Below are 25,127 nucleotides of genomic sequence, written 5' to 3' on the forward strand. Positions count from 1 at the left end.
GTGAAATTAACGTATTACGGGCATTCCGCTTTCGGGCTGGAAACCAAGGGCAAACACATCCTTTTCGACCCATTCATCTCCCCCAATGAATTAGCGGCCGACATTGATGTCGATCAGTTGAAGGCTGACTACATTCTTGTCTCCCACGGGCATCAGGACCACGTGGTGGATGTGGAGCCCATCGCCAGGCGGACAGGTGCCAAGATCATCTCCAATTTCGAAATCGTAAGCTGGTACGGAGAAAAAGGCCTGGAAGGCCACCCCATGAACCACGGCGGTAAGTTCAAATTTGACTTCGGCGTCGTCAAATATGTCAATGCCGTCCACTCCAGCGTATTGCCCGATGGCACCTACGGGGGCAACCCGGGCGGCTTTGTCATCTGGAACGAAGAAGGCTGCCTGTACTTTGCCGGCGATACGGCCCTTACGATGGACATGAAACTCATCGCCATGACCTGTCCCACACTGGACCTCGCGATCCTGCCCATCGGGGACAACTTCACCATGGGGTACGATGAAGCCCTCGTCGCCTGCGACTATATCAACTGCGACCGGGTGCTGGGCTGCCATTACGATACCTTCGGGTATATTAAAATTGACCACAAGGCAGCGCAAAAAGCTTTTGATGCTAAAGGAAAAGAGTTAATTTTGCTTCCAATCGGCGAAAGCCTTGAACTTTGATGCCGGATAAAGGCGTCGAATATCAGCAGGGTGAAGTACGTTTGTGTTCTTCCGGCCAGGTATCCAAATATCCACAGCATAGCCCGTTGAGGGTGGTGCCAGGAGGTACCGGGGTGGTGCAAGCCACCGCAAAGCCGAAGCGCACTACTTCACCCTTCATTTTTTCGCGGCTACGGACAGCATGCCCGGGCCATCAACACGGATTCTGATTATGGGAAAAGTCATAGCGATAGCCAACCAAAAAGGCGGTGTAGGTAAAACCACCACCGCCATCAATCTTTCCGCCAGCCTGGCCATCCTGGAGAAAAAGGTGCTGCTCATAGATGCAGACCCTCAGGGTAATGCCACCTCAGGGGTAGGCGTCATGCCGGGTGATATCGAAACGACCATCTACGACTGTCTCGTCGGTGGGTTGGAAACAGAGGAAGCCATCTACGAAACGGATACCCCCAACCTGCACATCATCCCTTCTACCATTGACCTCGTAGGCGCCGAAATTGAACTGGTCAGTCAAATGAAGCGGGAGTTCCTGATGAAAGACGTCGTGGAACAGGTCAGAGCAAATTACGATTATATCTTTATCGACTGCCTGCCTTCTCTGGGCCTGATCACGGTGAATGCCCTGACCGCAGCGGACTCCATCCTCATTCCGGTCCAATGCGAGTTTTTCGCCCTCGAAGGCTTGTCCAAACTCCGGGAAACGATTGACCTGGTGCAGAAGAAAATCAACCCCAACCTGGAGATCGAAGGCATCTTGTTGTCTATGTACGACACCCGCCTCCGCCTGGCTAATATCGTTGTGGAAGAAGTGCAAAAAATGTTTGGAGAGGAGGTCTTCGACACCATTATTCACCGGAATTCTAAAATTGGGGAAGCGCCCAACCTGCATATGCCCGTGGTGATGCTTAACGCAGGCAGCCGCGGCAGCATCAATTTCCTCAACCTCGCCCGGGAGTTTCTGACCAATAACAATGATCAAATGGAAGGCGTGCCCAGCATGCAGGCTGATTAGTAACCACCCAAAAACCAGAGTCTATGGCCAAACGCATCAGCAAGAAGAGAAAAACCAGTGCAGATGATTTGCGGAGCTCCCTGCGCACTGCAGCCGGTAAAGGTAGCAGCAGCGGAGGGCGTTTGTCGTATTTTAATATTACCGAAGAAGATATTCAGAATGACCCGGCCGGAGTCAGCAAAGAGCTCGCTAATACTGTAGCTATGCTCCCTGTAGTACAGATCGCACCCAACCCGGATCAGCCCAGGAAGGAATTTGAGCCCGAAGCCCTGCAGGAGCTCGCCGACTCTCTGAAAACCTACGGGCTCATTCAGCCTATCACCGTTCGCCGGTTCAACGACCACGAATATCAGATTATCTCGGGGGAACGTAGGTGGCGGGCCGCCCAACTGGCCAAACTGGAAGAAATCCCCGCTTACATTCGCATTGCCAGCGATCAGGAAATGACCGAAATGGCACTGGTCGAAAACATTCAGCGGGAAAACCTCAACCCTATGGAAGTCGCCTTCTCCTACCACCGGCTGATTGAGGAGTTCAAGCTTTCTCACGAAATGCTGGCTACCCGAGTCGGTAAAAAAAGGGCAACCATCACCAACTACCTGCGCCTCCTTGATGTGCACCTGGAAGTCATGAAGACCCTCAAATCCGGCGACATCAGCATGGGCCACGGCCGTGCCCTGGCAGGTATCGATGATAAACTGCTGCAAAAGCAAGTGCTGGACAAAGTGCTGGCCGACCGCCTGAATGTAAGGGATACCGAGCGGCTCGTACGGAAGTACAGCAAACAGAACAAGAAAAAACAACAGCTCCCGGATAGTTATCAACGGGTCCTCAATGAGGTGCGCGCCAAACTCGGCTCCGGGCGCATTGACCTTAAGCTTAAAGACGAGCAGGCCGGCAAGGGGCAGATCGTCCTGCCTTTCGGGTCGGTTGAAGAACTTAATCAACTACTCGATCAGCTCGATATTCAGATCTGACCGGGCAAATGTCAACAAAAAGCTAAATCGGGGTGGTCGCATCTACAAAAGACTTTCAGCAACGTTTGCAGAGTATGAAAAGCATTTCATACACAATAGCCCTCGCGCTTACCCTTTGGGCATCGGCCGCAGTTGGGCAGGCGCCCCCTCCGGCGGAATCGCCGGCAGATACCGCCGTCCTGTCCGCTGCAGAAGCGGCAACAGACAGCCTGCAAAAGCCCAAACGGCAAAACTGGCTGACCCGGGACTACCCTTCTCCCCGCAAAGCTGCGATCCTGGCCCTGGCCATTCCGGGTGGGGGTCAGATTTACAACAAACGCTGGTGGAAGCTGCCCCTCGTCTATGGAGCCGTTGTCGGCATGGGCCTTACGATCGATTACAATCAGAGCAACTACCGCCGGCTGCGTGATGCGCTGGAGCTCAAACGTGATACGATGGAGCACGAGTTCTCCGGCACCTCAATCGATAACGAACGGGCGCTGCGGTCCCTGCGCGACGAATTCGACAAGAACACGCAGATGGCTTACGTGGGAATGTTCCTGGTCTACACCCTGCAAGCGCTGGAAGCTTTTGTGGATGCCCACCTGAAAAGTTTTGACATTGATGACGATATTGGTATGGAAATCAAACCCACGCTTGACTTCCACGGGCTGAGCACTCCTACTATCGGGCTGGGCGTAACGATCCCGCTCAACCGGAAGCCCCCTACCCTGCCGGTTGCCCGGTAACGAAATCGAAGAGCCGATAAGATGACACAGTATCTCCCCAATGGCCGATCCGCCCTACCTGCAAACATCTGGAAGCGATGGATGCTCGCTTGCGGCAGCGGCGAGTTTCTGGGCATCGTTGCCGCTGCGGCTATTGCCATAGGCTACCAGCTGCTGCTGGGAGAACCAAGTACCCCATCGGACCGCATGCTCCATTTGTTTTTCATGCTGTTGGCAGGCGTCATCGAAGGCGGCATTCTGGCCTACTTTCAATACCGCCTAATTGGGAAGCTGTTCCCGGAAATCGCCTGGAAGCAGTGGCTTTCTTACACCATTGCGGCGGCAGTTAGCGGCTGGATGTTGGGCATACAGCCCGTTCTTCTGATCACCGGCAATGGTGCCACGGAAGCTATGGCCGCCCCCTCGCCGGCAGTCTACTACAGCATGGCAGCACTGACAGGTCTCCTACTGGGCACTCTTTTTGGCTACTTTCAATGGTTGCCGTTAAAAGGCCTGCGCAAGGAAGCGATGTTATGGATTCCCGCCAATGCATTGGGCTGGGCAGTAGGTATGGTCTTTATTTTCCTGGGGGCGAGCCTGCCGGATGAAGCAATGGCCTGGCCCCTAATCTTACTCCCGGGCGCGATGGGCGGTATTTTGGGCGGATGGAGTGTTGGGGCCATCACGGGCTTTTTCCTGCTCCGCATCTTACGTACTGCTCGTAAATAAGAGCTTGGTGGGATTTTGCTTTTGGAGCGAACGCAGCCAAATTTTATTCTGATCAAGACGTGATACATTCAAGAATGGGATTAAAGCGGCCCATTTTTGAATCACATAACCTTAGCGACGGGACCGACCGGTCCGTACCCCGTCGCTTGTGGGCTTTGGACACCGGAGACCGTACATGACTATGGCAGGCGGGAGAACAACGAAGAGCAGGACGAAATTTGGCAAGAGCAGCCCAAGGTGTAAAATCCCAACAAGCTCTAAATGCCTCTTATCACGTCAGGTTCTCCATTGTGAATCGTCTGCCAAGTCAGCGCATGTTTGGAGCAAACGATATTTGATTATCAGCAGAAGTGCTCCTCCAAACAAGCGCTCAGGAAGCTACCGTTAAGTCAGGGTTAGCAAGGTCTGCAAAGCTCATCGGTAAGGTCACTTTAAAAGTAGTACCTTTATCCACTTCGCTATCCACCTCTATCTGCCCGCCCAACCCCTCAATCTGATTTTTCGTCATATACAAACCCAGCCCCTGCCCATCAGCGCTGGCCACATGCAGGCGGGAGCCCAGCTTGAAGAGCTTGTCCCGGAAACGCTCCAGGTCAATGCCCAACCCAAAATCCTGAATAGAAACCACCGTATTGACTTTGCCTGCATGGGCATCAATCAGAATATCCTTAGAGGTTTCCGTGGCGCCATACTTGATGGCATTGGTCAGCAGATTATGGAAGATGCTGTCCAGGTGAGCAGGTATGGCCTTCACCTGAATATACGGCGGCACATTAACCCGCACCCGGACACCGTGCTTTTTGATGATCTGATTATTGAGGTCTACCACCCGGTTGATGGTCTCAGCCAGGTTGCAGTCTTCTTTGTCTTTTTGATTGATCTCTTTTTCGAAGTTGAGCAGGTGGTTGATATTAGAGATCGTGGTATCCAGCTTTTTGGTGGTCACTTCCAGCATTTCCAGGTAATCGGGGTTATCCGGCTCCGCTTTGATCATCTCGTTAAGGGCCAGCAGGTTGGCCACAGAGGCGCGGATGTTGTGGGAAGTCATAAAGGAAAACTCCCGCAGGCGCTCATTCTGATCGGTTGTTTTTTCCAGCAACTGCTCCAGGTCCCTTTGTTTCTGCGTACGCATTTGAATATTGACCAGCATTTGCCCAAAGAGCTTCAGCAGGGTAATTTCGCGTTGTGTATACTGATGCCAATGCCGTACCGAATCAAACCCCACGAAACCAATACAATGGCTACCATTCATGAGCGGTACGGCCAGGAGGCTTTTTATACCCTGCGGGTCCAGCACTTGCCGTATCCCGGAATGGACTGGCAGATCAAAAACATCGGGGATATACATGGGCAGCCCTTTGGTGTGAGCATCCACCCAATCGGGCAACATTTCAAGGGGCACCGTCTGAAGGTTATCGATCTCCGGGTCGATCCCTTCCCGGCACCACTCGTAAGTATTGGTACAAATCTCTTCTTCAAAGTGATAATCAAAAATATAAACCCGGTCTGCATCTACAAACCGGCCCATTTGCTGTAGGGATACATTAATGGCGGACTCCTCCTCCCCAAGCGGCAGGTTGATGTATTTTGAAGAAATATCCATCAGGATTTTCTGCATATCGGCGAAGCTCTGCAGCCGTTGTTCTGAGTTTTTCCGTTCCGTAATATCACGGATAATCAGTACAATCTCTCCGGAACGAGGCTCCAACTCCCCTTTAGTTTCCACCCATAGCCATTCGCCATTGCGGTGCTTTAACCGGTGCTCCATCTCAAATGAGCTTTCGGCACCTTCCCCTTTAAGAGCTTCCAAAGCCAGAATAGTCTTTTCTATATCCTCAGGATGAACAAACAAAGACAGGCGTTGCCCGTCGGTCTCCTCGGAAGAGTACCCGTAATTATTCAGCCAACTCGGTGACGTGTAGAGCACTTCCCCCTCGGAGTTCACTTTGAGCACACTGTCACCGATATAATTCACCAGCATTTGATAATCCTGTATACCTGCTTGTACTTTTTCCTCTAATTCCTGATTGTAGGCACTCAGCCGCTTGCTTTGCCTTTGGTAGTGCGTTTGCCGAAGCAGATTGACCACAAACACCACGACCCCTAATGCCAGGATAATCCCCAAAATACCATTGCGGGACTTATACCAGACCGTCGAAATTTGCAGGTGAAACTTCAGCGGTTCACTCCAGTGGTGGGCAGAAGATTGCCTGCCTTGTATACTCACCTCAGATACGCCTTTATTGAGGTCAGAAAAAGACAATTGGTTGTCCCGGGTATAAATGACCTGAGCAGGGCTGTTATCATCCGAAATTTCTATGCGGTATTCCGTAAGCGAAGAAGGGAAGCCCACACTTAAATAACGGACCGACAAGTAGTCGTCCATATCTGCTTCGAAACTATGGCTCACTTTTTCATAGACGACCCCTTTTGAAGATTCCACTTGTAACAAAAGGGGGCGGTCGGTTTGATTGCCGGGCATAGGGAAAGTATTCACTGCCAGCCCGTCGGGGGTGCCCGCCCATATCCGCCCTAATGCATCTGCTTTGAGGTTGCGCCAGTTGATCGCCTTGGAAGGCAGGCCGTGCATCGTTGTATACGTCAGTATCGTACTATCCTCCAGCCGGTTGAGCCCATTGGCCGTTGCAAACCAGACTTCATCTCCCGCCCCAATAGCGATAGCCAAAACAGAGACCCCGTTTGTTTTTTCCGGCCTTATTGCATTAAACGCTTTTTTGTGGTATTGGAACAAGCCAAGCGAAGCACCAACCACTACTCCCCAACCCGGACTGTGCGCAATATCAATCACCCTGAAGTCCTGATCCTTATCTACCTGAAGTTGCCCTTCGACCGCAAGGAAGGAATCCCGCAGCACATCGTACTTAAAAAGAGGCTTGTCAGCCTGCACCCCGCCAACCAGCAGTTCCTCCGAATTTGGGTTAAAGAAAACGGCTTCGGGGTTTTCCGGCCAGGCTTCTCCTTGTTGCTTATACTGTTTGATACGACCGTTTTCTTTCAGGCATAACAGGCTTTCTGACTGGGACTGACAGATCCACACCCAGCCGTTCTGATCCACCGCCAGGTTAAAGACCGCATCACCGTAGGCCGAAAGATCGTGCCGGCGAAGTACTTTTTTATCCCACCCCAACTTCATCAGCTGCCCCCCGGCACCTCCTATCCACAGGCCCGTTGGGGTAGCCTTTATGCTGTAGGCTTCAAATGGAGGTTCAAAGAAAGATTGCAACTTGTCGTCTTCGGTACCAGTGCCCGTCACAAAAATTTGCCCCCCGTCAGAAAGGTAGGTCTGCCCCTGATAATGGGCTATGCTTTGGATATAATGACCGTCCAGCTGATCGGCAAAGACGGATTCAAAAAACTTGGGCTTGAGCAGCAACAACCCATTATCCGTACTCAGCCACAAGTCGCCATTTCGCCCTTCGTTCAAAGAAGAAAATGCAGTGACCGGCCATTCTTCCTGCTGCAAAGCAGTCGCCTGTCCTTTACCATCAATCTGAAAAACGCCGCTATTCCTCACAGCTGCGGCTATGCTTCCATTTTTCAAACGGAGCATGGCAATCGGGTTAAGGGCATTGATTTTTTGGGCCGATTGCAAGGTGCCGTTCTCATTGAGCATCAATTGAAAAATCCCGCCGTAAGTACCAACCCATATTTCCCCTTTACTCATTTGCAGGGCAGCATTGACTTTCGTAGGGAGCTGATAGAGGGGCTTAGAAAACCGGTCTTCGGCTTCTTCGTACTTAAAAAGCACGCCGTTTTTAGAAATGGTGTACACATTGCCCCAGCCATCTTCCACAAAACTATAGGACAAGGTAAAGTCCTCGCTATGGTACTCCGGACTGAACGGATAGATCTTCAGGTCTTTACCGTTGGCACGGAAGACGTTATCGTTATTGCTGCCCCAGATACGCCCTTCTTCATCCTGAAAAAGCTTCTTGGTCAGTCGTATGGACTGATTCGGAAAGGCTTTGCGAATGACCGCTGATTGCAAGGAGGGCTCTATCCAGTAAAGCCCTTCATCGGAAGAAGCCAGCAGCTTTTGTCCAACCTGAATAATATCTTTGATGAAGGGGGTAGGGATTTTATCGCGGTAGGAATGGAATTGGTGCCCATCGTAACGGATAAGCCCACCATCCGTAGCCAGCCAAATAAGCCCAAATGAGTCCGAAACGGCTGCCTTAACGAGCGTATTTTGCAGCCCATCCAACTCATTATAGTTAAATAGCTTGTACTGCTGTGCCGTCAAAGGGCTCCCCCAAAAGGAAAGACAGCAAATGAAGCAAATAATCAATCGGATGCGCATATTCTGATTTTTGGCAAAAAAGCCCCTCAAAAGCGTGTTGGGACTTTAGAGCGTGTTGGGACTTTAGTAATCGGTCTGCAAACTACACTTTTTTGCTTATACTTCGTCCCGAAAATCCTCATTTAGCTAAGGCTAAACTCCGGTTTTCGTGCCTCGTCTAACCAAAAAAGTGTAGTTTTCGACTAGAAGACAAAAGTCCCAACACGCTCTTAGTAAATCGGTCTGTCCTGCTCCTTGGAGCGGGACATTTTCCTGCCTGTGTCTCGTCGCCTGTGGGCTTTGGCCACCGGAGACCGAAGTGTTCGACACGCAGGCAGGTTTGATTCTACTTCGTTCCGGAAACCCTCTCCGCAAACTGCCGGACCGGCTATCTAGCTTAGGCTAAGCTCCGGTTTTCGTGCCCCTGCCTGCCTGGCAAACCCGTTTGGCAGGCAAGTCGTATGACCAAAAAATTGCTAGTTTGCGACTAGAAGACCAAAATCCCGACATACTCTAACAGTCTTGTAATATCTGACTCCCGCGCCAAATTTGCAAGAAAAAGGCTAAAAATCAGAATAGCGGGGAAAAGCAGGCCCGCAAGTCTGAAATCATTGTCTGCCCAATAGGCCCAGAAATGGGAATGATCCTTAACTTTAAGGAAACAGAAACCAACAACTATGAGAGGCCCCTCTATTACACTTTTTATGCTCTTGTTTTTTTTAGCACCGGGATGCGGCACCGACCAAGCCCCCAAATCGGGAGCGAACGAAACTTCCGATCAGCTCCCCCCGGATTCACTGCGCACTTTGTACCAGAAGCTCAGCGCCATGCATACGGATACATTACCCCTTCGCCAAATACAGGAACAACATAAACTTTATGCGGTGGATGAAGCCCCTTTGGATACCGCATTTTATGTGTTCCGGGAGCAACTGCTGCAGGCAGTCCGTCAATATGACGTCTTCGCGCTGCTCGATGCCGTGGACAAAGACATCGAGGTCTCCGGCGCCAAGGAGCCCGGCGTCGCGGGCCTTGTCACCTACTATGGGCTAACCCCCTCCGCTGCGGACAGCCTCCCCATCTGGCAGATTATGGAAAACCTGCTGCTGGAAGGGGGCACCTTTAGCGAAAACGGGCGGGCCTTCACGGCCCCCTACTATGCCGCCACCTGGCCTAAACAGTACGCAGCAGACGAGTATGCGGTCATCAACGGCAGCGGAGTACGGATACGCAGCGCACCAAACCTGAACAGCTCAATCGTCAAAACCGTCTCCTACGAACTCGTCAAATACCTGGAAACAACAGACCAAACGGAGGAGATTGGCGATGAGGAATACCCTTGGGCTGCCATTGAACTATCCGGGGGGCAAAAAGGGTTTGTATATGGCAAATTCGTAGCGCGCGCCAACGGCTACCGGGCCCGGTTTGAGCGGACCGGGCCGCAGCAATGGGCGATGACCCAACTGCTGCACGGCGATTAGCGCAAAATAGCTACATTCGCATTCAGTCAAACGCTATTCCTGTGGAAGAACGATTACACCCGGCACCGGCTACACAACATTACGTTTCGGTCATCCTGCCACTGGCCGTACCGAAGCCCTTTACCTATGAGGTCCCCGAACCGATGGTCCCCGATGTCGCTTTCGGCAAACGGGTGGAGGTGGAATTTGGCAAAGCCAAACGCTATAGTGCCCTCATCCTGGAAGTCACCAATCAGGCACCGGACGCCTACACCCCAAAACCCCTGATTTCAGTAATCGACGAAGCCCCGGTGGTCAACGAAGCGCAGGTCAAACTCTGGCGATGGATAGCCGACTACTACCTGTGTACCCTCGGGGAAGTCATGAATGCTGCACTGCCAGCCAACCTTAAGCTGAGCAGTGAGACGATTCTCAGCCTGAGCCCCCTTTTCGGGCAGGACTTCAGTGAGCTTGATGATCAGGAATACCTGATCGCCGAAGCCCTGACGCTCCAAAAGGAAATTACCATTGATGATGTGCGGGGCATCCTGCAGCGTAAGACCGTTTATCCGCTGATCCGCCGGATGCTGGACAAGCGTATCCTTTACCTTAAGGAAGACCTGAAACAGAAGTACAAGCCCAAAACCATTGGCTGTGTCCGGCTGCAGGAGCCTTTTGCTTCGCAACCCAAGCTACTGGAGGAGGCCTTCGCCCAACTGAGCCGGTCGAACCGGCAGGTCGAAGCCCTGATGGCCTACGTACAAATTTCCCGGAGCATCGACTTTGTACGCAAACAGGACATTTACGACAAGGCGGGAGTAGACAGCACCGTACTCCGCGCAATAGAAAAAAAAGGTATTTTCGAAATCTATGAACACGAAGTCAGCCGGCTCGGCGGGTACGAAGACCCCACGATTGAAGCCAGTACACTAGCCGAACAGCAAACCCGCGCCTTAAAAGAGATACAGGCAGGTTTTGAAGCACAAAAACCGGTTTTGCTGCATGGAGTGACCGGTAGCGGTAAAACACGGGTATACATTGAGCTGATTCAGGAGGCGATTGACCGGGGGGAGCAAGTCCTTTATTTATTGCCCGAGATCGCCCTAACCACTCAGATTGTCTCCCGCCTGGAACAGGTTTTCGGGGATGATATCATCGTTTACCACAGCCGCTTCAACAACAACGAACGGGTAGAGCTCTGGAACAGCATACTCAATGGCAAGCCAGTAATGCTGGGTGCCCGGTCGGCCTTGTTCCTGCCTTTTTCCAAGCTGGGCCTGATCATTGTAGATGAGGAGCACGACCCTTCCTTCAAGCAATACGAGCCCAACCCACGGTACAATGCCCGGGACGCAGCGGTCTACCTGGCCCACCTGCATGATGCCAAAATTATTCTCGGCACTGCAACCCCCTCCCTGGAGTCTTACGCCAACACCAAAAAGGATAAGTACCGCCTGGTGGAAATGCCCGAACGCTTTGGCGGCATTCAGTTGCCGGAGATCAAAATCGTGGATGCCAAGCGGGAGCTCAAAGAACGCAAACTTCAGTCCCACTTCACCTCAGTCCTTATTGACGGGCTTAAAACCGCCCTGGGGCAGGGGCAACAAGCCATTCTGTTCCAAAACCGGCGCGGCTACTCTCCCACCTACCGCTGTACCACCTGTGGCTGGCATGCCGAATGTATTCAGTGCGATGTGAGCCTGACGTACCACAAGTTTCACAATAACCTGCGCTGCCATTACTGCGGCTATACCGCCAACCTGCCATCGGCCTGCCCGGCTTGTGGCGACAAAAAACTGATTATCAAGGGTTTTGGGACTGAGAAAATTGAGGATGAGCTCAAGATATACCTGCCGGAAGCACGCATTGCCCGTATGGACCTGGACACCGTGCGCGGCAAGCATGCCCACGCTCGCCTGATCAACGATTTTGAGGAAGGCCGAACGGATATTCTGGTCGGTACACAGATGGTGACCAAAGGCCTCGACTTTGAAAAGGTCGCTGTAGTGGGGGTCCTTAGTGCCGATCAGTTATTGCAGTTCCCGGACTTCAGGGCCGGGGAGCGGGCATTTCAGCTGATGCTGCAGGTAGCCGGCCGGGCCGGGCGCAAGCACAAGCGCGGGCAGGTGATCATACAGGCTTTCAATACCAGCAGCCCGGTGCTTAGTGAGGTTTTGGAGGGTGACTACGCCCGTTTCTTCGCCCGCGAAATGATGGAGCGCAATCAGTTTCAGTACCCGCCCTACGTGCGCATGATCCGCATTACCCTCAAACATACCAAGCCCGCTACCGTCAATGATGGAGCTAAGCTGTTTGAAAAAGTCCTCAAAAAACGGCTGGGCGACTGGGCAATGGGGCCAGCAGTGCCTTACGTTTCAAGGATCCGGAGCTACTACCTGCTCGATTTCATGATCAAAGTGCCAAAGCATCCGAAAAAACTGGCCTACGCTAAAGCGAGCATCCGGGAAGCGGCAGACTACCTGAATCAGGCTAAAGGATTGAGCAATGTGCGGGTGAGTGTGGATGTGGACCCGTATTAAGAGCAACAAACAAAAATTAACAGCAATGAGCCTAAAGAAGCGAACGTACGAAATCCTGAATGTCTCCCGCGAAAAGGGAGACCTGAGCTGGTGGGTAGACGTCCTCTTGGTGACCCTGATCAGCCTGAATGCGCTGGCGCTGATCCTGGAGACGGTGGAGACGGTTTTCGAGCAGTACGAGGCTTTTTTTTACTACTTCGAGCTCGTCTCGGTAATTATTTTTTCTGTGGAATACGTACTGCGGGTATGGTCGGCCAACGCTGCACCTGCCTACCGTAAACCGGGGACAGGCAATCTGCGCTACGCCCTCACGCCCATGGCGTTGATCGACTTACTGGCGGTACTGCCGTTCTATCTGCCCCTACTCGGCTTTGACTTCCGTATTGCACGTACTCTCCGCCTTTTCCGCCTGCTACGGCTGTTCAAAATTTCCCGTTACACAAAGGCGCTGCAACACATCAACCGGGTATTTCAGGACAAGCGGGAAGAACTGGGGATTTCACTAACGTTCACGACCATTCTACTACTCCTTGCCTCTACCCTCATGTATTACGCCGAGCACGAGGCACAACCCGAGGCCTTTTCCAGTATACCGGAAACGATGTGGTGGGGCATCGCCACCCTGACCACCGTGGGTTACGGAGATGTGTACCCGGTGACGGCTATCGGCAAGCTGCTCGGCGGCGTCATCGCGGTCATCGGTATCGGTTTATTTGCACTGCCCACAGGCATCCTGGCTTCGGGTTTTTCAGAAAAGCTCTCGCAGGAAGCAGAAACGGCCTGCCCGCACTGTGGGGAGCGGTTAGAGGGGAGCCGCAGTTGATACCCTCCGGAAATAAAAATAGCGTTCAACCCATACCGACATTGCGAAATCACTGTTAGCGTCCATGCGAATTGGGCCTTATTTCGACCCGTTTCAGGGACTGAATTTGCCTAAAAAAGCTACCCATCTTTGGTCAAATCTTCCTATATTTAGGATTATCAGAATTAAATGAAAATAGTGCCAGGCCTTATTGCCTTGCTTTTTTCACATGCATTCGTCTGATTGCTTTGCTGAAGCAGCAAAACAGACAAACGAGTACATAATCCTAAAAACGACGACAATGATTAGGTCCATGATGCTGCTGATTTGCAGCTTACTGTGCAGCCCTTTGTGGGCGCAGCACCCGCTCGACAATTGTGAGCAGGCCCTTCCAATCGAACTTAGCCTGCCCTCCCCCTGTCCTGAGTCTTCCATCGTTACCGATTCCTTTAGTTTCAACCTTGATGAAGCCCTGCCTTCTGCCTATTTGAGCAGTAGCAGTTGTGCCGATCCTGATGTAGCCACCGCTGGCGGAGACATTTGGGTCACTTTTCTGCCTAAGGGCAACGAAATCACCCTGACCCTGACCGGTGCAGGACAGCCCCACCTGATCCTGATGCGGGGAGGCGCCTGTGGCCAACTCATACCGGTTGGCTGTGCCTCCGGCGAAACCACTGCTACCCTGCAGGCCGGCGTGAGCCGTAACGAGCCTTACCACCTGCTCATTGCCGGAGGAGCAGGAGCTGCTACGCTGACCGTAACCTCCACCAACAACTGCAGCCCCTGCACGCTGGTACGGGATGGCTATTTCACGGCCGCCCCCGCTCCCGTCAACGGGCGCTACCCCGGTGGGCAGGAAGTGCAAATGTGCTTTACGGTAGACCGCTGGTCGAATACGGCCAGTAGCGAATTCCTGCATGCGCTGGAGCTGGAGTTCAGCGAAGGCTGGGACCTGAGCACTTTCGTACCACAGCCCCCCGTTTCCTGTTCTGATAATGGCGCATGGGGCTGGTACAATGGCTGGATCAGTGGAGCGACCGGCGAGGCCTTCGGCCCCGGTTTTGCTTTTGATGAAATCAAAAATGGCATACAGGACGGCAATCCGGGCAACAACCGGGGCATGGATGGCATTGGCTGCGCCGATATTGGGGGCATGGAAAGCAATAGCACCCTGCAGTTTTGCTGGACCGTAACTACCGCCGACTGCCCGGCGGGGGAGTTTGGCTACCCGGCCTCCCTCAACCTGGGCGCAAGGCTGCTCGGTGATGGCCTTTCCGGCTCCTGGTCACAAACCGACTGCTACAACCCGGTTACCGAGCCTTTTAATGCCAGCCTTTATTGCCCGGATGATTTTGCCCCCGAAATCACTATCAACGATGCCAGCTGTGGCGAAAATTGCGATGGCACCCTCGCCCTGGCCGGTGCCGGTGCAGGCCCCTGGGACTATGTGCTGTCGGACACAAGCGGCAGCCTGCTGTACCTGGCGACCAGCATTCCCGGACCGGACACCATCAGTGGGCTATGCCCGGGCTTGTACGAAGTGCTGATTGTGGATAATGCCAGTAATGAAGCCCGCCGGCAATTGGTTGAGATCAACACCGGCATCGTACCCACAGCAACGGCAAGCTTCACTTTACCCTGCTTTGCGGGCGAGCCCATCCCGCTGAGCGCAACGGTCGTGCCTGCCAATGGCAATATCACCTACCTCTGGACCGGCCCCAACGGCTTTGTGCGGACCACCCCTGACCCAATGGCACTTTTCCCCGGCGACTATACCCTCGAAGTCAGCGTGGATGATTGCCCGGCAGCACCTTACTCCTTTACCCTTCCCGCCATCAGCGATATTGTCATTGCTGAGCTTGGCCCGGATACAATGATCATCTGCCCGGGCGAGACCATCACCCTTTCCGTCAGTGGCACGGCAGAACAGCTAACCTGGACAGAAGCAGGTGCGGATGGTGTCCTGTCCAATGCCGACTCTATTACCATTACACCGGCAGACGGCGCGGTCTACCAGGTAGAAGGCGTGAGCCCGAATGGCTGCACAGGTACTGATTTTGTTTACTTCCAGGTGGCGCTGTCCCCTACCCTGTCGGTTGTGCCTGAAGGTACACTTTGCCCGGGCGAAAGCGCCGCTCTTTCTGTAGATCAGGGCAGCAGCTGGGTGTGGAGCACCGGCGATACCACGCAGCAGCTTTCCGTTGCACCAACCGCCAACACCACTTACACGGTGACCGTGACCGATGATGGCGGCTGCAGCAACGTGCTTTCGGCCAATGTTGCAGTGGCTTCCGGCAACGGCTTTTTTGTATTCCAGGATCAGGAGCTCTGCGCCGGCGAAAGCGCCATGCTGGCAGCAAGCGGTGGGCAGACCTTCCTTTGGAGCACTGGAGAAACGACCAACAGCATTACCGTCACGCCAGACACTACGCAGACTTATTTGGTAACCCAGACGGATGAATTTGGGTGTAGCCATACCGACTCCGTCAGGGTCACTGTAAATCCGGCCCCTCAGCTCACCTATGTCCCCGCCGAAGTGCTAATTTGCGATGGTGATGAAGTGCAGCTTGAGCTTTACCAGGCAGATACGCTACTCTGGGACACCCTCGTCAGCCCGGGCATGGATACCGAATACCTGCCCCCATTCGATTTTGGGTGCCAGTCCATTCCCGCCTTTCAGGTCTACGTCAGCCCACTGCCAGCTGTTGCCATATCAGGGCCGGAGACCCTCTGCGGGCAGGACAGTGTGTTGCTTACCGGCACAGGCATTGGCCAACTGCAATGGGGAGACGGCACTTTGGGCGACAGCCTCATCGCTTACCCGGATGGTACCACCACCTACTACCTGACCGCTACAGACACCATTACCGGATGCAGCGCTACAGACAGCCTGTCTATCACCACGGTTTCGGAGCCGCCCGCGCCGGATATCAGCTGTGAATCCCGGCTCGGGGCTATACGTTTTTCCTGGCCACAGGAAGCCGGTTACAACTACACCGTCACCGTTGAGGATGGGCCCGAGGGGTTCTTCCAAAGCAGTAATCAGTATACGGTTACAGGGCTTTCACCCGGACAAACGGTGAGCATCACCCTGGAAGTCTCCCAAAACGCAGGTTGCACCACAACCGTCAGTGGCAGCTGTACCGCTCCCGATTGTAGCGTACTCGACCTTTTCACGCTAGTCCCCGACCGTGTTTGCACCGATGACGGAGACGTTGCCCTTTTGGCAGATGTAGCCGGCGGCACAAATCAGGGCGAAGGCAGCTGGTCCGGTCCGGGGCTGGACAGTACCGGGCAGGTTTTTAGCCCCGCCTGGGCAGGAGCAGGCACCCATGCATTGGTCTACACCTACACCGATCAGGGTTGTACCGTAAGCGACACGACGGTTATCGAAGTAGCCGGCAAGCTCGCGCCCGAGCTGATTACCTGCGCTTCCTCCGGAGACACCTTAGCTTTTGAATGGCCGGGGCTGCCACAAGACACGGCCTACAACGTTACAGTGCTATCCGGCCAAACCGGCACGCTCACGGGCAACAGCTACCTCATCCCCGGGCTGAGCACAGGGGATACCGTAGCCATTTCCATCACGGTTTTGACAGACGGGCCCTGTGGGAGTTATGAAGTCAGTAGCAGCTGTACCCTGTCCACGCCGGTTTGCCCAACGGTTGAAGCCCCTGCCGATACCTTTATTTGCAATGGCGCTTCGGTACTGCTCGACTTTACCGATACCACCGCCTGGAACACCTACAGCTGGTCGCCTGCAGACAACCTGAGCTGTACGGACTGCGCCCATCCGACCGCCACCCCGGATGCCACAACGACCTACCAACTGATGGTTACCGATAATGGCGGTTGCGCCGATACCGTAACCTATACCATCTATGTGCAGACCTTCCCCACCAGCTATATTCCGGATGAGCCGGTTACCTTCTGCCCGGGAGAAGCGTTTGAATTGTGCATGCCCGATGGCGATATTCACTACTGGATCGGGCCCAATGCCTTTATTACCACAGAGCAATGCCTGACATTCAGCAATATTACGGAAGCTGATGCCGGCAACTACTACGCGTTTATGCGCACCAACGGCTGCCGCTTCCTAAAGGCGTTTAAGCTAGAAGCCGCACCGGAGCTTGAGGTTACGATCACGCCGGACTTTCAGGCCGTTTGCCCGAACGACACGTTTGCCCTTTGGGCAACTGCCCCGGGAGCGACCGGCCTCAGTTGGTCGCCTGCCGCGTATTTGGATTGCCCGGATTGCTTATCCGTTAGTGGTAGTGTACCACAGACCGTTACCTTTTTGCTGTCCGCTACGGATGCTTTTGGCTGTTCTTCAACAGGACAGGCCGTCGTTTTTGTAGAAGATTGCAGCCCGGCGCCAAGGCCCGGCAGCGGCAGCCCAAAACTGAAGGGACTGAAGGTCTTCCCGAACCCCGCTTCACAAAGGCTGGAGATTCGCACGCAGCTCACAGGCCTGAAAACCCTGCAACTGTGGAGCGTTACCGGGCAGCTTGCGCTTTCCCTCCGCTTTGAAGGGCAGCAATCAGAGCTTTCCGTAGCAGCATTACCGCCCGGAACTTACTTTGTAAAGGTCTTCAATCAGGAAGACGCCACGCAAACCCGGCTCCTCATCAGCCGGTAATACCGCGTCAGCTTGGAGAGGTTTTACCGATAAATCTCCTTCAAATCTACGCTCTAAGCCCCAGGCGCCAGGAAATAGCGCCCGGGGCTTTTTTTTGGCATGTACGGCAAGTAACCTCCGCCAACGGTCAAAATCCATGAAACTTCAATAAAAGTATGCATACCCAATGTGCTAAAAATCAACCCCTTACTCTTCTTTCAAACGCCATCTCACCCTGCCCGTCTAAAAAAATGCCCTTGATGGGGCAGCACAACCCCCTCCTTGAGGGTCTACTCTACAAATGAACACAACCGGACAAACACTAAGCGCTTATTAGTAAGTTATTGTCTACCCAAACATCCAGAACACCAATGCAGCCCCCCTATTCAAGCCCCCCGTAGCTGGTATATGAATGCCCTGTGGTATGATCCGCAAGCACATCCCTAACCGGATACCCGCCAGCATTTTTCAAATTTAGCTCACCAATTTTTGTCTGGAAAATGAGAAGATCATCAATGCTTCTTTTCCTCTATGTCTCCTTGATAGCCAACGCTCTGGGGCAAGTGGAAAACGATTTATGCGCTACGGCCACTCCTATTTTGCTGGGGCAAGTCCTCACCTGTCCAAACGACACACCGGTCGAGGCACAGGCCACCGGCTCTACTATCGGGGCCACACCTACCCAACCCGAACTCCGCCTGAGCGACCCCAGTCAGGGCTTCAACCTGAACAGCCCCGGTGCTGACGTGTGGTACACCTTTACCGCTATCACCAACCAAACCGTAATTTCGATAACCGGCGGCCTGTCACAGCCCATTCTTGTGCTTTTTCAGGCCAATAGCTGTGCGGACCAATTCCCGGTAGCCCTCCAATATGGGAGCCCGAATTCCTTTGGGGCCACGCTGAGTGCACGCACAGAGCCAGGGGCCAGCTACTTTCTGCTCGTCAGCAGCGGTGACTTTGGCGCACAGGGAGACTTCAGCCTCAAGATCAAATCAGAAAACGACTGCTCCATCTGCGGCGAGCGGCGCGGGCAGTTGAGCGTTCAGCCTGCTCCGGTCAGCGGCACCTATGCAACCGGGCAGGAAGTTACGTTTTGCTACACCCCTACCCTTTGGGCGCCGGGCTTCAGCCTCGAATGGCTGCACGGGCTTGATATCGCCTTCGGGCCCGGCTGGGACCTGTCCACCCTGGAGACGAGTGCTCCTGCCGCCTGTACCGCTCCCGACGGAGCCTGGGCGTGGTACGATAGCTGGGAAAGCTGCAACACCGGCGACACCTACGGCCCTGGCTTTGCCTTTGACAGCAAACGCGGCCTGTTGTGCCCGGGCGGCAGTGCCAATGATGGCTTGCCGGGCAATAACTTTGGAGATGGGCCCTGCGGTAACCTGCAGCCCGCGCCCCTCGACCTGGAATTTTGCTGGACGGTGCAGGTCAAATCGACCTTTAGTAATACCGAAGAAGCGAACCTGAACCTGGATATCAAACTGTTGGGCGATGGCATCTCCGGCTCCTGGATGATGTTTAGCTGTGCGCCCGAGACCAGCACCTCCTTTTTAGCAACAGCTGTGCCGCCCTCCAACGCACAGCCGGGCGTCGCGGTACTGCAACCAGCCTGCCCTTCGCTTTGCAACGGACAGATCAGTCTTTCCGGGGGCAGCAGCCATGCTTTTACCCTCTATGATGCCGATGGGCTGGCCGTTTTTACCGGTAACGGACCGAGCCTGAATACGGTTGTAAGCGACCTTTGCCCCGGTAACTATCAATTTGTTATTGAGGACGGAGGCAATGAGCAATCGATCAGCGTGCAGGTGCCAGCTACAGACCTGCCAGATTTAAGCGCCAGCTATTTTCCGGCATGTTTCGAGAGCGACCCCTATCAGTTGCAGGCCACTGCGGGCAGCAGCACCGGCAATATGACCTACAGCTGGACCGGGCCCGGTAGCTTTGCGTCTGGCCTGCCCAACCCCACTGTGCTGAATACCGGCACCTACATACTGGAGGCCACCTTTAACAATTGCCCCATTCCGCCGGTAGTGGTAGAGGTAGAAAGCGTACTGCCCGAAATCAATTGCACCACAACGGAAAGCAGCATCACTTTTAGCTGGACGGAAAACCCTACCGATACGCTTTATACCCCTACCCTCTTAAGTGGGCAGCCGGGGCAGCCGGCAGGCGGGCATTCCTACGTAGTCGACAATTTGGGGCCAGGTGAAAGTGCCACGCTGGAGCTGATGGCAGAAGGCCTGGACGACTGCCCGCTCAAGGTGGTGGAGAAAACCTGCACCACCAATACCTGTCCGCAGCCCGATGCCGGGCCGGACACCCTCCTCTGCAGCAACGCAGGCATCGGGCTGTCTGTTGAAGCCGAATCCGATGCACTGATTAGCTGGGTACCGGGCAACGGGCTGAGCTGCACCGATTGCCCCAATCCGATAGCCACGCCCGCACAGACCACCACTTATCAGGTAACGGTAACCAATGCCCAAGGCTGTGTCGGTATTGATTTTGTAACGATTTATGTAGACGAAGTACCAGGCGATGCCCTACCGGAAGCGCCCCTGACTTTCTGCCCGGGCGAAGCCTTCAGCCTCTGCCTGCCGGCAACCAATCAGTACCTATGGATTAGCCCTATCGGGTTTATTCAAACCGGCAACTGCCTGACCTTCCCTTATACTTCTGCCAGTGTTGCAGGTTCCTATATGGTAAGGGTAAAGCTGCCCAACGGCTGCCGGGTAACCGAAACAATAGAGCTGGCGATCGCGCCGGATTGCCAGAGTTTCACAGCTCCGGCGGTACCCATTGCGCAGGGGGGCACCCCTGAGCTCCTGCAAGTCTTTCCCAATCCGGCAAAGGCGCAGGTACAGGTGCGTACCACCCTTGAAGGCCCAAAAGCTTTCCAATTGCGATCCATCGACGGCCGCCTGATTGCCCGGTTGGAGCAAAACACGGCAGCCGCTGCGTTTGACCTCAGTGGTATGAGCAGCGGCACGTACATCGTGGAAATGGTAGGGGAAAGTGGGACAGAACGGCAATTGCTGTACCTCCATTAGCGCTTTTTAGGATTTTGCTTTTGGAGCGAACGTAGTCCAAAACCTGAAATCCCAACAAGCTCTTAATCCGTTAAACGAACCAAGAGTTGGCCTGTTGTTGTTATATTGTGGAAATTTTTGATTCACCATCCCGGTAAAGGCCAATATGAAAAGTAAACAACAAGGCAAACTCTTGCTACATTACGAAACGCACATGCTGGACCCCAGGGCAGAATGGGTTGTCTTCATCCACGGTGCCGGAGGGAGTATCGTTACCTGGAAGTATCAGGTCGATGCCTTCAAGCCTTTTTTCAATTTACTGCTGCTTGACCTTCGTGATCATGGGAAATCGAAGAATATCGAACCTGCCTATGAGGAGTACAACTTTGATATCGTCACTGCCGATGTGCTCAAAGTGATAGACCACCTTGAGATTAAGCGGGCCCACTTCTTATCCGTCTCGCTGGGCAGTGTGGTTTTGCAAAAGCTGGATGAACTGCGCCCGGACCTGGTCAACAAAATGATCATGGCGGGCGGGGTCTTCAGAGCTACCTTCACGATCAAGTTATTTGTCCATTCCGCCAAGTTCCTGAACCACTTCCTGCCCTACCGGGCCATCTACAACCTTTTTTCCTGGGTAGTGCTGCCCCGCCGCAACCACCGGCGGTCCCGGCGGATGTTCCGCATGCAATCCCAGAAGTTGTCCCCCAACGAATACCTGAAGTGGGTAGGGCTGTACAAAGACTTTTTCCGGCTCCTGAGCCGCTTTTTCAACCGGGAGCTGCGCAACCTGAGCCTGGTAGTGATGGGTGATCAGGACCATGTATTTTTTAAGGCTGCACAACGCTTTGCACAAACCCACCAACGGGCACAGCTCGTCATCGTTGAGCAATGCGGCCACGTTTGTAATATCGAACAACACGAAACGTTTAACCGTACTGCATTAGATTTCCTGCTGGGCGAGCGCCCGGAAGAATTCAACCTGCAAGCAGCGCTGGAAGGCTAAATCTCTAACAGTAAAACACACAAGCTTTAAAATTTCCATGCCATGAGTGACTCTTCCGCTTTCCGTAAAGTAATCGACGCCATTATTGGCTTTTTCAAGCACTTCCTGTCCCGGAAAGAAAAGCCCGGGAAAAAATAATGCCCTTTCCACCCAACCCTTGCCCGGGCAAACTGCGACTATAGGATAAATCGCAGTAATGGACTTCGCTTTAGGACCAAAATTGTTGCCCCGCATGTCCACAACAGTTGTATGCAAACCCGATAGTTCCGACGAGGTGCTCCGGCAGGGGTGCCTCAATGGGGATCGTCTGGCCCAAAAGTACGTGTACGAACGCTACGGCGGCTACATGATGGGCATCTGCATGCGCTATGCCAATGGCCGGGAAGAAGCGACGAGTATGCTCAATGCCGGGTTTTTCAAGGTTTTTGAAAAAGTCGGGCAATTTGAAGGGCGGGGTTCTTTTAAAGCCTGGATCGCCAAGGTGATGATGTACACTTGTATAGACTGGGTAAGGCGGCAAGCCAACTACCGCAAGAAGATGGACTTTGACGCCTCCGGTGATGCACCGATTGATAACGAAGCGATGCAAAACCTGGCAGTCGAAGCGATACTGGAAATGGTGCAGCGGCTGCCCACTGCCACCCGCACAGTTTTTTCGCTTTATACCCTGGATGGCTACAACCACCGGGAAATCGCGGATATGCTGGGCATCAGTGAGGGTACCTCCAAGTGGCACCTGTCCGATGGAAAGAAAAAACTTCGTGAAATGATTAAATGGAGCGAGTATGAAGGAGCGTAAAGACGGATTTCAGCACCTACGGAAACAACTGCAGGACTTTGAGCACGAGGTCCCGGCTACCGGCTGGAAGGAGATGTCTGCTATTTTGGATGGAGATAAGCCGGTGCCTCAACCTGTTGTTCCTGGTCAGAAGCGCCGGAGGTTTGCAGGTTGGTTCTGGCTTACCGGTGCGCTCCTGCTGATCGGAGGAGGCATTTGGCTGGGTGCACAGCAGCAATGGTCAGGACCTCTGCGGCCCAATAGCCGGATGATACTGTCCGCACTGCCGGTCCCCTTACTGCAAGGGGGTCCCGGTACTGCCCCTGCGCCGACTGCACAAGCGCCTGAACCGGTGGCCTCCGCAAAGCCGACTGCCACTGCCGCTCCAACGAAGCCAACCACTACGCCCCCGCCTGTACCCACGGCTCCCCGCAATACATTCCTTCCCCCTTCAGTAAACCGCCATTCTGCTATAGCGGTAGCGCCCCTGCCAACCGATACCACAGCCGATCAAAACAAGCCGCTCGTGCAGCTGCCCCCCCTACCCCTTCCGGATAGCGCCACTAAAACGCCGGAGCGGATCTTTGCCGTTTTGGACCAACTTCCACCATTGCCCGCAGTACGACCAGAGCAGTCTGCCCCAACGGCAGCTGCGGCTATGCCGGATATCGGGCCCGCCACTTTTCAGCGCTGGCATTTCGGGCTGAAAGCAGGTGCGGATTATCAAACGCTACAAACCAATGCACTGCTGGGTGGTTTTGCTCAGCGCCGTATAAGCCCAAAGTGGGTAATTGAAGCCGGGCTGCAATACAAGCAGCGGTCAGCAAACCATGGCCGTGGCCTGGGCATAACGCCTCCGGAAACCGACACCATCTACCTGCCCGCACTGGCAAGTGTTACGCCACTACATCGTCCGTTGACCCGCTTGCATTTCTTTGAAGCGCCACTGACTGCGCGGTACCAAACCGGTAAAAGGCTACACCTGCTAGGCGGTTTTCATATCGCTTATGTACGTAGCACAGACCGCCCTCCCAATGGCCTTGCCTTTGACGAAAGTCTCATGAATTCGACGGCAGCAGACCTTGTCCAGAATCGGGCAGGCACAGCTGCGGAGGGCGCTAAACCGGCTTTTGAACAATGGGACTTAGGGCTGATCGCCGGGCTGGACTACCGATTGGCCCCACACTGGTCTGTAGAGCTGAGGTTGCAACAGGGGTTGCGCGATTTGACACCAAACACCTACTACCAGAACGACGAATTTTATTCCAACAGCAACCTACAACTAGCACTCAAATGGTATTGGTAAGGATCCTAAAATATAGCATGATTGGAGTACTCCCCGTACTACTGAGCTGCGGGCAGGACGAGCTTAGTGAGCTGCGGCCTGCTGATGGCGGTTTTGCTACTATGGCTTACTTCCTGGACGCCACCCTTACCCTAAACGACACAGCCGGGACTATTGAGCACATTCAGCTGTACGCTGATCTCGACCCTCAAACGCCGGAAGGGCGCAATGAATTTCTAGCCATTGAAGCCGGTGGCGTACAGGAAATTTACTCGGTCTTTTTCAATGACAGCACCCGTTTGGACACCAACCTGCAGCCACTCCTCACTATGGATAACGCTGCTGCACTATATGGGTCAGCGCGCTACGAAGGGGTCGGGTTTTGCTTCTATCTGCCCATGCAGGATGCCACTTCTTCCTATTCGATGGTCCTCGATGACCTCCTGCAACCCGGGCAGACCTTGCCGTTGGGACAGGAGTCCGGTGGGGTCGAAATCGGTTACTTTAAAAACCACCCTTCTGCTGCTGACCGCGCTGACCGAGGGTTGGTCACCACTACTGCCGTAAGCAATTCCGGCCACCTTGAAATCCTTGAGGTTACGGCCGTACAGTCCGGGTTTGGCGATGATGGCTTTCAGGTATCCGTTGCATTCAGCGCTCCCCTTGAGCAACAGCTCGGGCTTGGGCAGGGCGGCACGCTCACTGGTCAGGCCCGGATTTTTGTGCCCGGGCTATGACCCGGTTTTAGAGCGTGCACGGATTTTGCATTGGGTACGAACGCTGCCGAATTTTGTTATGATCGAGACGTGATACATTCAAGAATGGGATTAAGAGCGTGTTGGGACTTTAGTAATCGGTCTGCAAACTACACTTTTTCGCTTATACTTCGTCCCGAAAATCCTTATTTAGCTAAGGCTAAACTCCGGTTTTCGTGCCTCGTCTAACCAAAAAATTGTTAGTTTTCGACTAGAAGACAAAAGTCCCAACACGCTCTAAGAGCGTGTTGGGGTTCAATTGGGTTGCTTTTCAAACGACAGTGTTTTATATTGTGGTGGTTTGAGCCCGATTTTGCCCGTGCATCAATCGGCTAGACCAAAATAAAGCGGCGTGGTTCACGCTTTGAAGCCCGGGAGTTGCCTGACCTTTACGCTCTGAGCAGTTGTTTCCCGTTTACAAACGGTTATAACCGTTTGTAAACGG

The 25,127-nt window shown here is 53.7% G+C and carries 17 protein-coding genes; 15 read left to right on the forward strand and 2 right to left on the reverse strand.

The window, feature by feature from the left end; all coding sequences use genetic code 11:
* A complete protein-coding gene (locus tag RIC19_RS18625; RefSeq protein WP_350179866.1) occupies positions 1-681 on the forward strand; it encodes a metal-dependent hydrolase in 681 nt (226 codons plus the stop codon).
* Positions 682-703: 22 nt separating this feature from the next.
* Here RIC19_RS18625 and RIC19_RS18630 read toward each other — a convergent pair whose 3' ends face one another.
* Positions 704-841, reverse strand: a complete 138-nt coding sequence (locus RIC19_RS18630) for a hypothetical protein (RefSeq protein ID WP_350179867.1) — start codon at positions 839-841, stop codon at positions 704-706.
* A gap of 51 nt (positions 842-892) precedes the next feature.
* Here RIC19_RS18630 and RIC19_RS18635 point away from each other — a divergent pair, with 51 nt between their 5' ends.
* From RIC19_RS18635 to RIC19_RS18655, 5 genes are all read left to right on the forward strand, one after another.
* Positions 893-1,693 (forward strand): ParA family protein, encoded by an 801-nt coding sequence (locus tag RIC19_RS18635; protein ID WP_350179868.1) that lies wholly within the window; start codon positions 893-895, stop codon positions 1,691-1,693.
* 23 nt (positions 1,694-1,716) lie between these two features.
* Positions 1,717-2,670 carry a ParB/RepB/Spo0J family partition protein gene (locus RIC19_RS18640; protein WP_350179869.1) on the forward strand — a complete coding sequence of 318 codons (954 nt, stop codon included), beginning with the start codon at positions 1,717-1,719 and terminating at the stop codon, positions 2,668-2,670.
* Positions 2,671-2,744: 74 nt separating this feature from the next.
* Entirely contained in the window at positions 2,745-3,398 is a 654-nt protein-coding gene (locus tag RIC19_RS18645; protein WP_350179870.1) for a DUF5683 domain-containing protein, read from the forward strand.
* 21 nt (positions 3,399-3,419) lie between these two features.
* Positions 3,420-4,106, forward strand: coding sequence for a hypothetical protein (locus RIC19_RS18650; protein ID WP_350179871.1), 687 nt, complete (start codon positions 3,420-3,422; stop codon positions 4,104-4,106).
* Positions 4,107-4,202: 96 nt separating this feature from the next.
* Positions 4,203-4,349, forward strand: a complete 147-nt coding sequence (locus tag RIC19_RS18655; RefSeq protein ID WP_350179872.1) for a hypothetical protein — start codon at positions 4,203-4,205, stop codon at positions 4,347-4,349.
* Between the two features lie 127 nt (positions 4,350-4,476).
* On the opposite strand, the gene RIC19_RS18660 is transcribed toward RIC19_RS18655, so the two are convergent.
* On the reverse strand, positions 4,477-8,427 hold the full coding sequence (locus RIC19_RS18660) for an ATP-binding protein (protein ID WP_350179873.1): 3,951 nt from the start codon (positions 8,425-8,427) through the stop codon (positions 4,477-4,479).
* Positions 8,428-9,083: 656 nt separating this feature from the next.
* Between RIC19_RS18660 and RIC19_RS18665 the strand changes: the two genes are divergently transcribed.
* From RIC19_RS18665 to RIC19_RS18705, 9 genes are all read left to right on the forward strand, one after another.
* Complete coding sequence (locus RIC19_RS18665; protein WP_350179874.1) at positions 9,084-9,887, forward strand: SH3 domain-containing protein; 804 nt, start codon at positions 9,084-9,086, stop codon at positions 9,885-9,887.
* 41 nt (positions 9,888-9,928) lie between these two features.
* Positions 9,929-12,406 carry a replication restart helicase PriA gene (priA, locus tag RIC19_RS18670; RefSeq protein ID WP_350179875.1) on the forward strand — a complete coding sequence of 826 codons (2,478 nt, stop codon included), beginning with the start codon at positions 9,929-9,931 and terminating at the stop codon, positions 12,404-12,406.
* Between the two features lie 25 nt (positions 12,407-12,431).
* Positions 12,432-13,229, forward strand: coding sequence for an ion transporter (locus tag RIC19_RS18675; RefSeq protein WP_350179876.1), 798 nt, complete (start codon positions 12,432-12,434; stop codon positions 13,227-13,229).
* A 280-nt stretch (positions 13,230-13,509) separates the two neighbouring features.
* The gene (locus tag RIC19_RS18680) at positions 13,510-17,847 is read left to right on the forward strand and encodes a T9SS type A sorting domain-containing protein (RefSeq protein ID WP_350179877.1); all 4,338 of its coding nucleotides are present in this window, start codon (positions 13,510-13,512) and stop codon (positions 17,845-17,847) included.
* A 479-nt stretch (positions 17,848-18,326) separates the two neighbouring features.
* The gene (locus RIC19_RS18685) at positions 18,327-20,879 is read left to right on the forward strand and encodes a T9SS type A sorting domain-containing protein (protein WP_350179878.1); all 2,553 of its coding nucleotides are present in this window, start codon (positions 18,327-18,329) and stop codon (positions 20,877-20,879) included.
* A 145-nt stretch (positions 20,880-21,024) separates the two neighbouring features.
* The gene (locus RIC19_RS18690) at positions 21,025-21,864 is read left to right on the forward strand and encodes an alpha/beta fold hydrolase (protein ID WP_350179879.1); all 840 of its coding nucleotides are present in this window, start codon (positions 21,025-21,027) and stop codon (positions 21,862-21,864) included.
* Positions 21,865-22,096: 232 nt separating this feature from the next.
* Entirely contained in the window at positions 22,097-22,663 is a 567-nt protein-coding gene (locus RIC19_RS18695) for an RNA polymerase sigma factor (RefSeq protein ID WP_350179880.1), read from the forward strand.
* Positions 22,650-23,948 (forward strand): porin family protein, encoded by a 1,299-nt coding sequence (locus RIC19_RS18700; protein ID WP_350179881.1) that lies wholly within the window; start codon positions 22,650-22,652, stop codon positions 23,946-23,948. Before RIC19_RS18695 ends, RIC19_RS18700 begins: the two co-directional genes overlap by 14 nt.
* Before the next feature lie 17 nt (positions 23,949-23,965).
* The gene (locus tag RIC19_RS18705) at positions 23,966-24,664 is read left to right on the forward strand and encodes a hypothetical protein (protein WP_350179882.1); all 699 of its coding nucleotides are present in this window, start codon (positions 23,966-23,968) and stop codon (positions 24,662-24,664) included.
* Positions 24,665-25,127 lie beyond the last annotated feature (463 nt).

Origin of the sequence: Phaeodactylibacter sp., assembly GCF_040219495.1 — a bacterium.
Taxonomy (GTDB): domain Bacteria; phylum Bacteroidota; class Bacteroidia; order Chitinophagales; family Saprospiraceae; genus Phaeodactylibacter.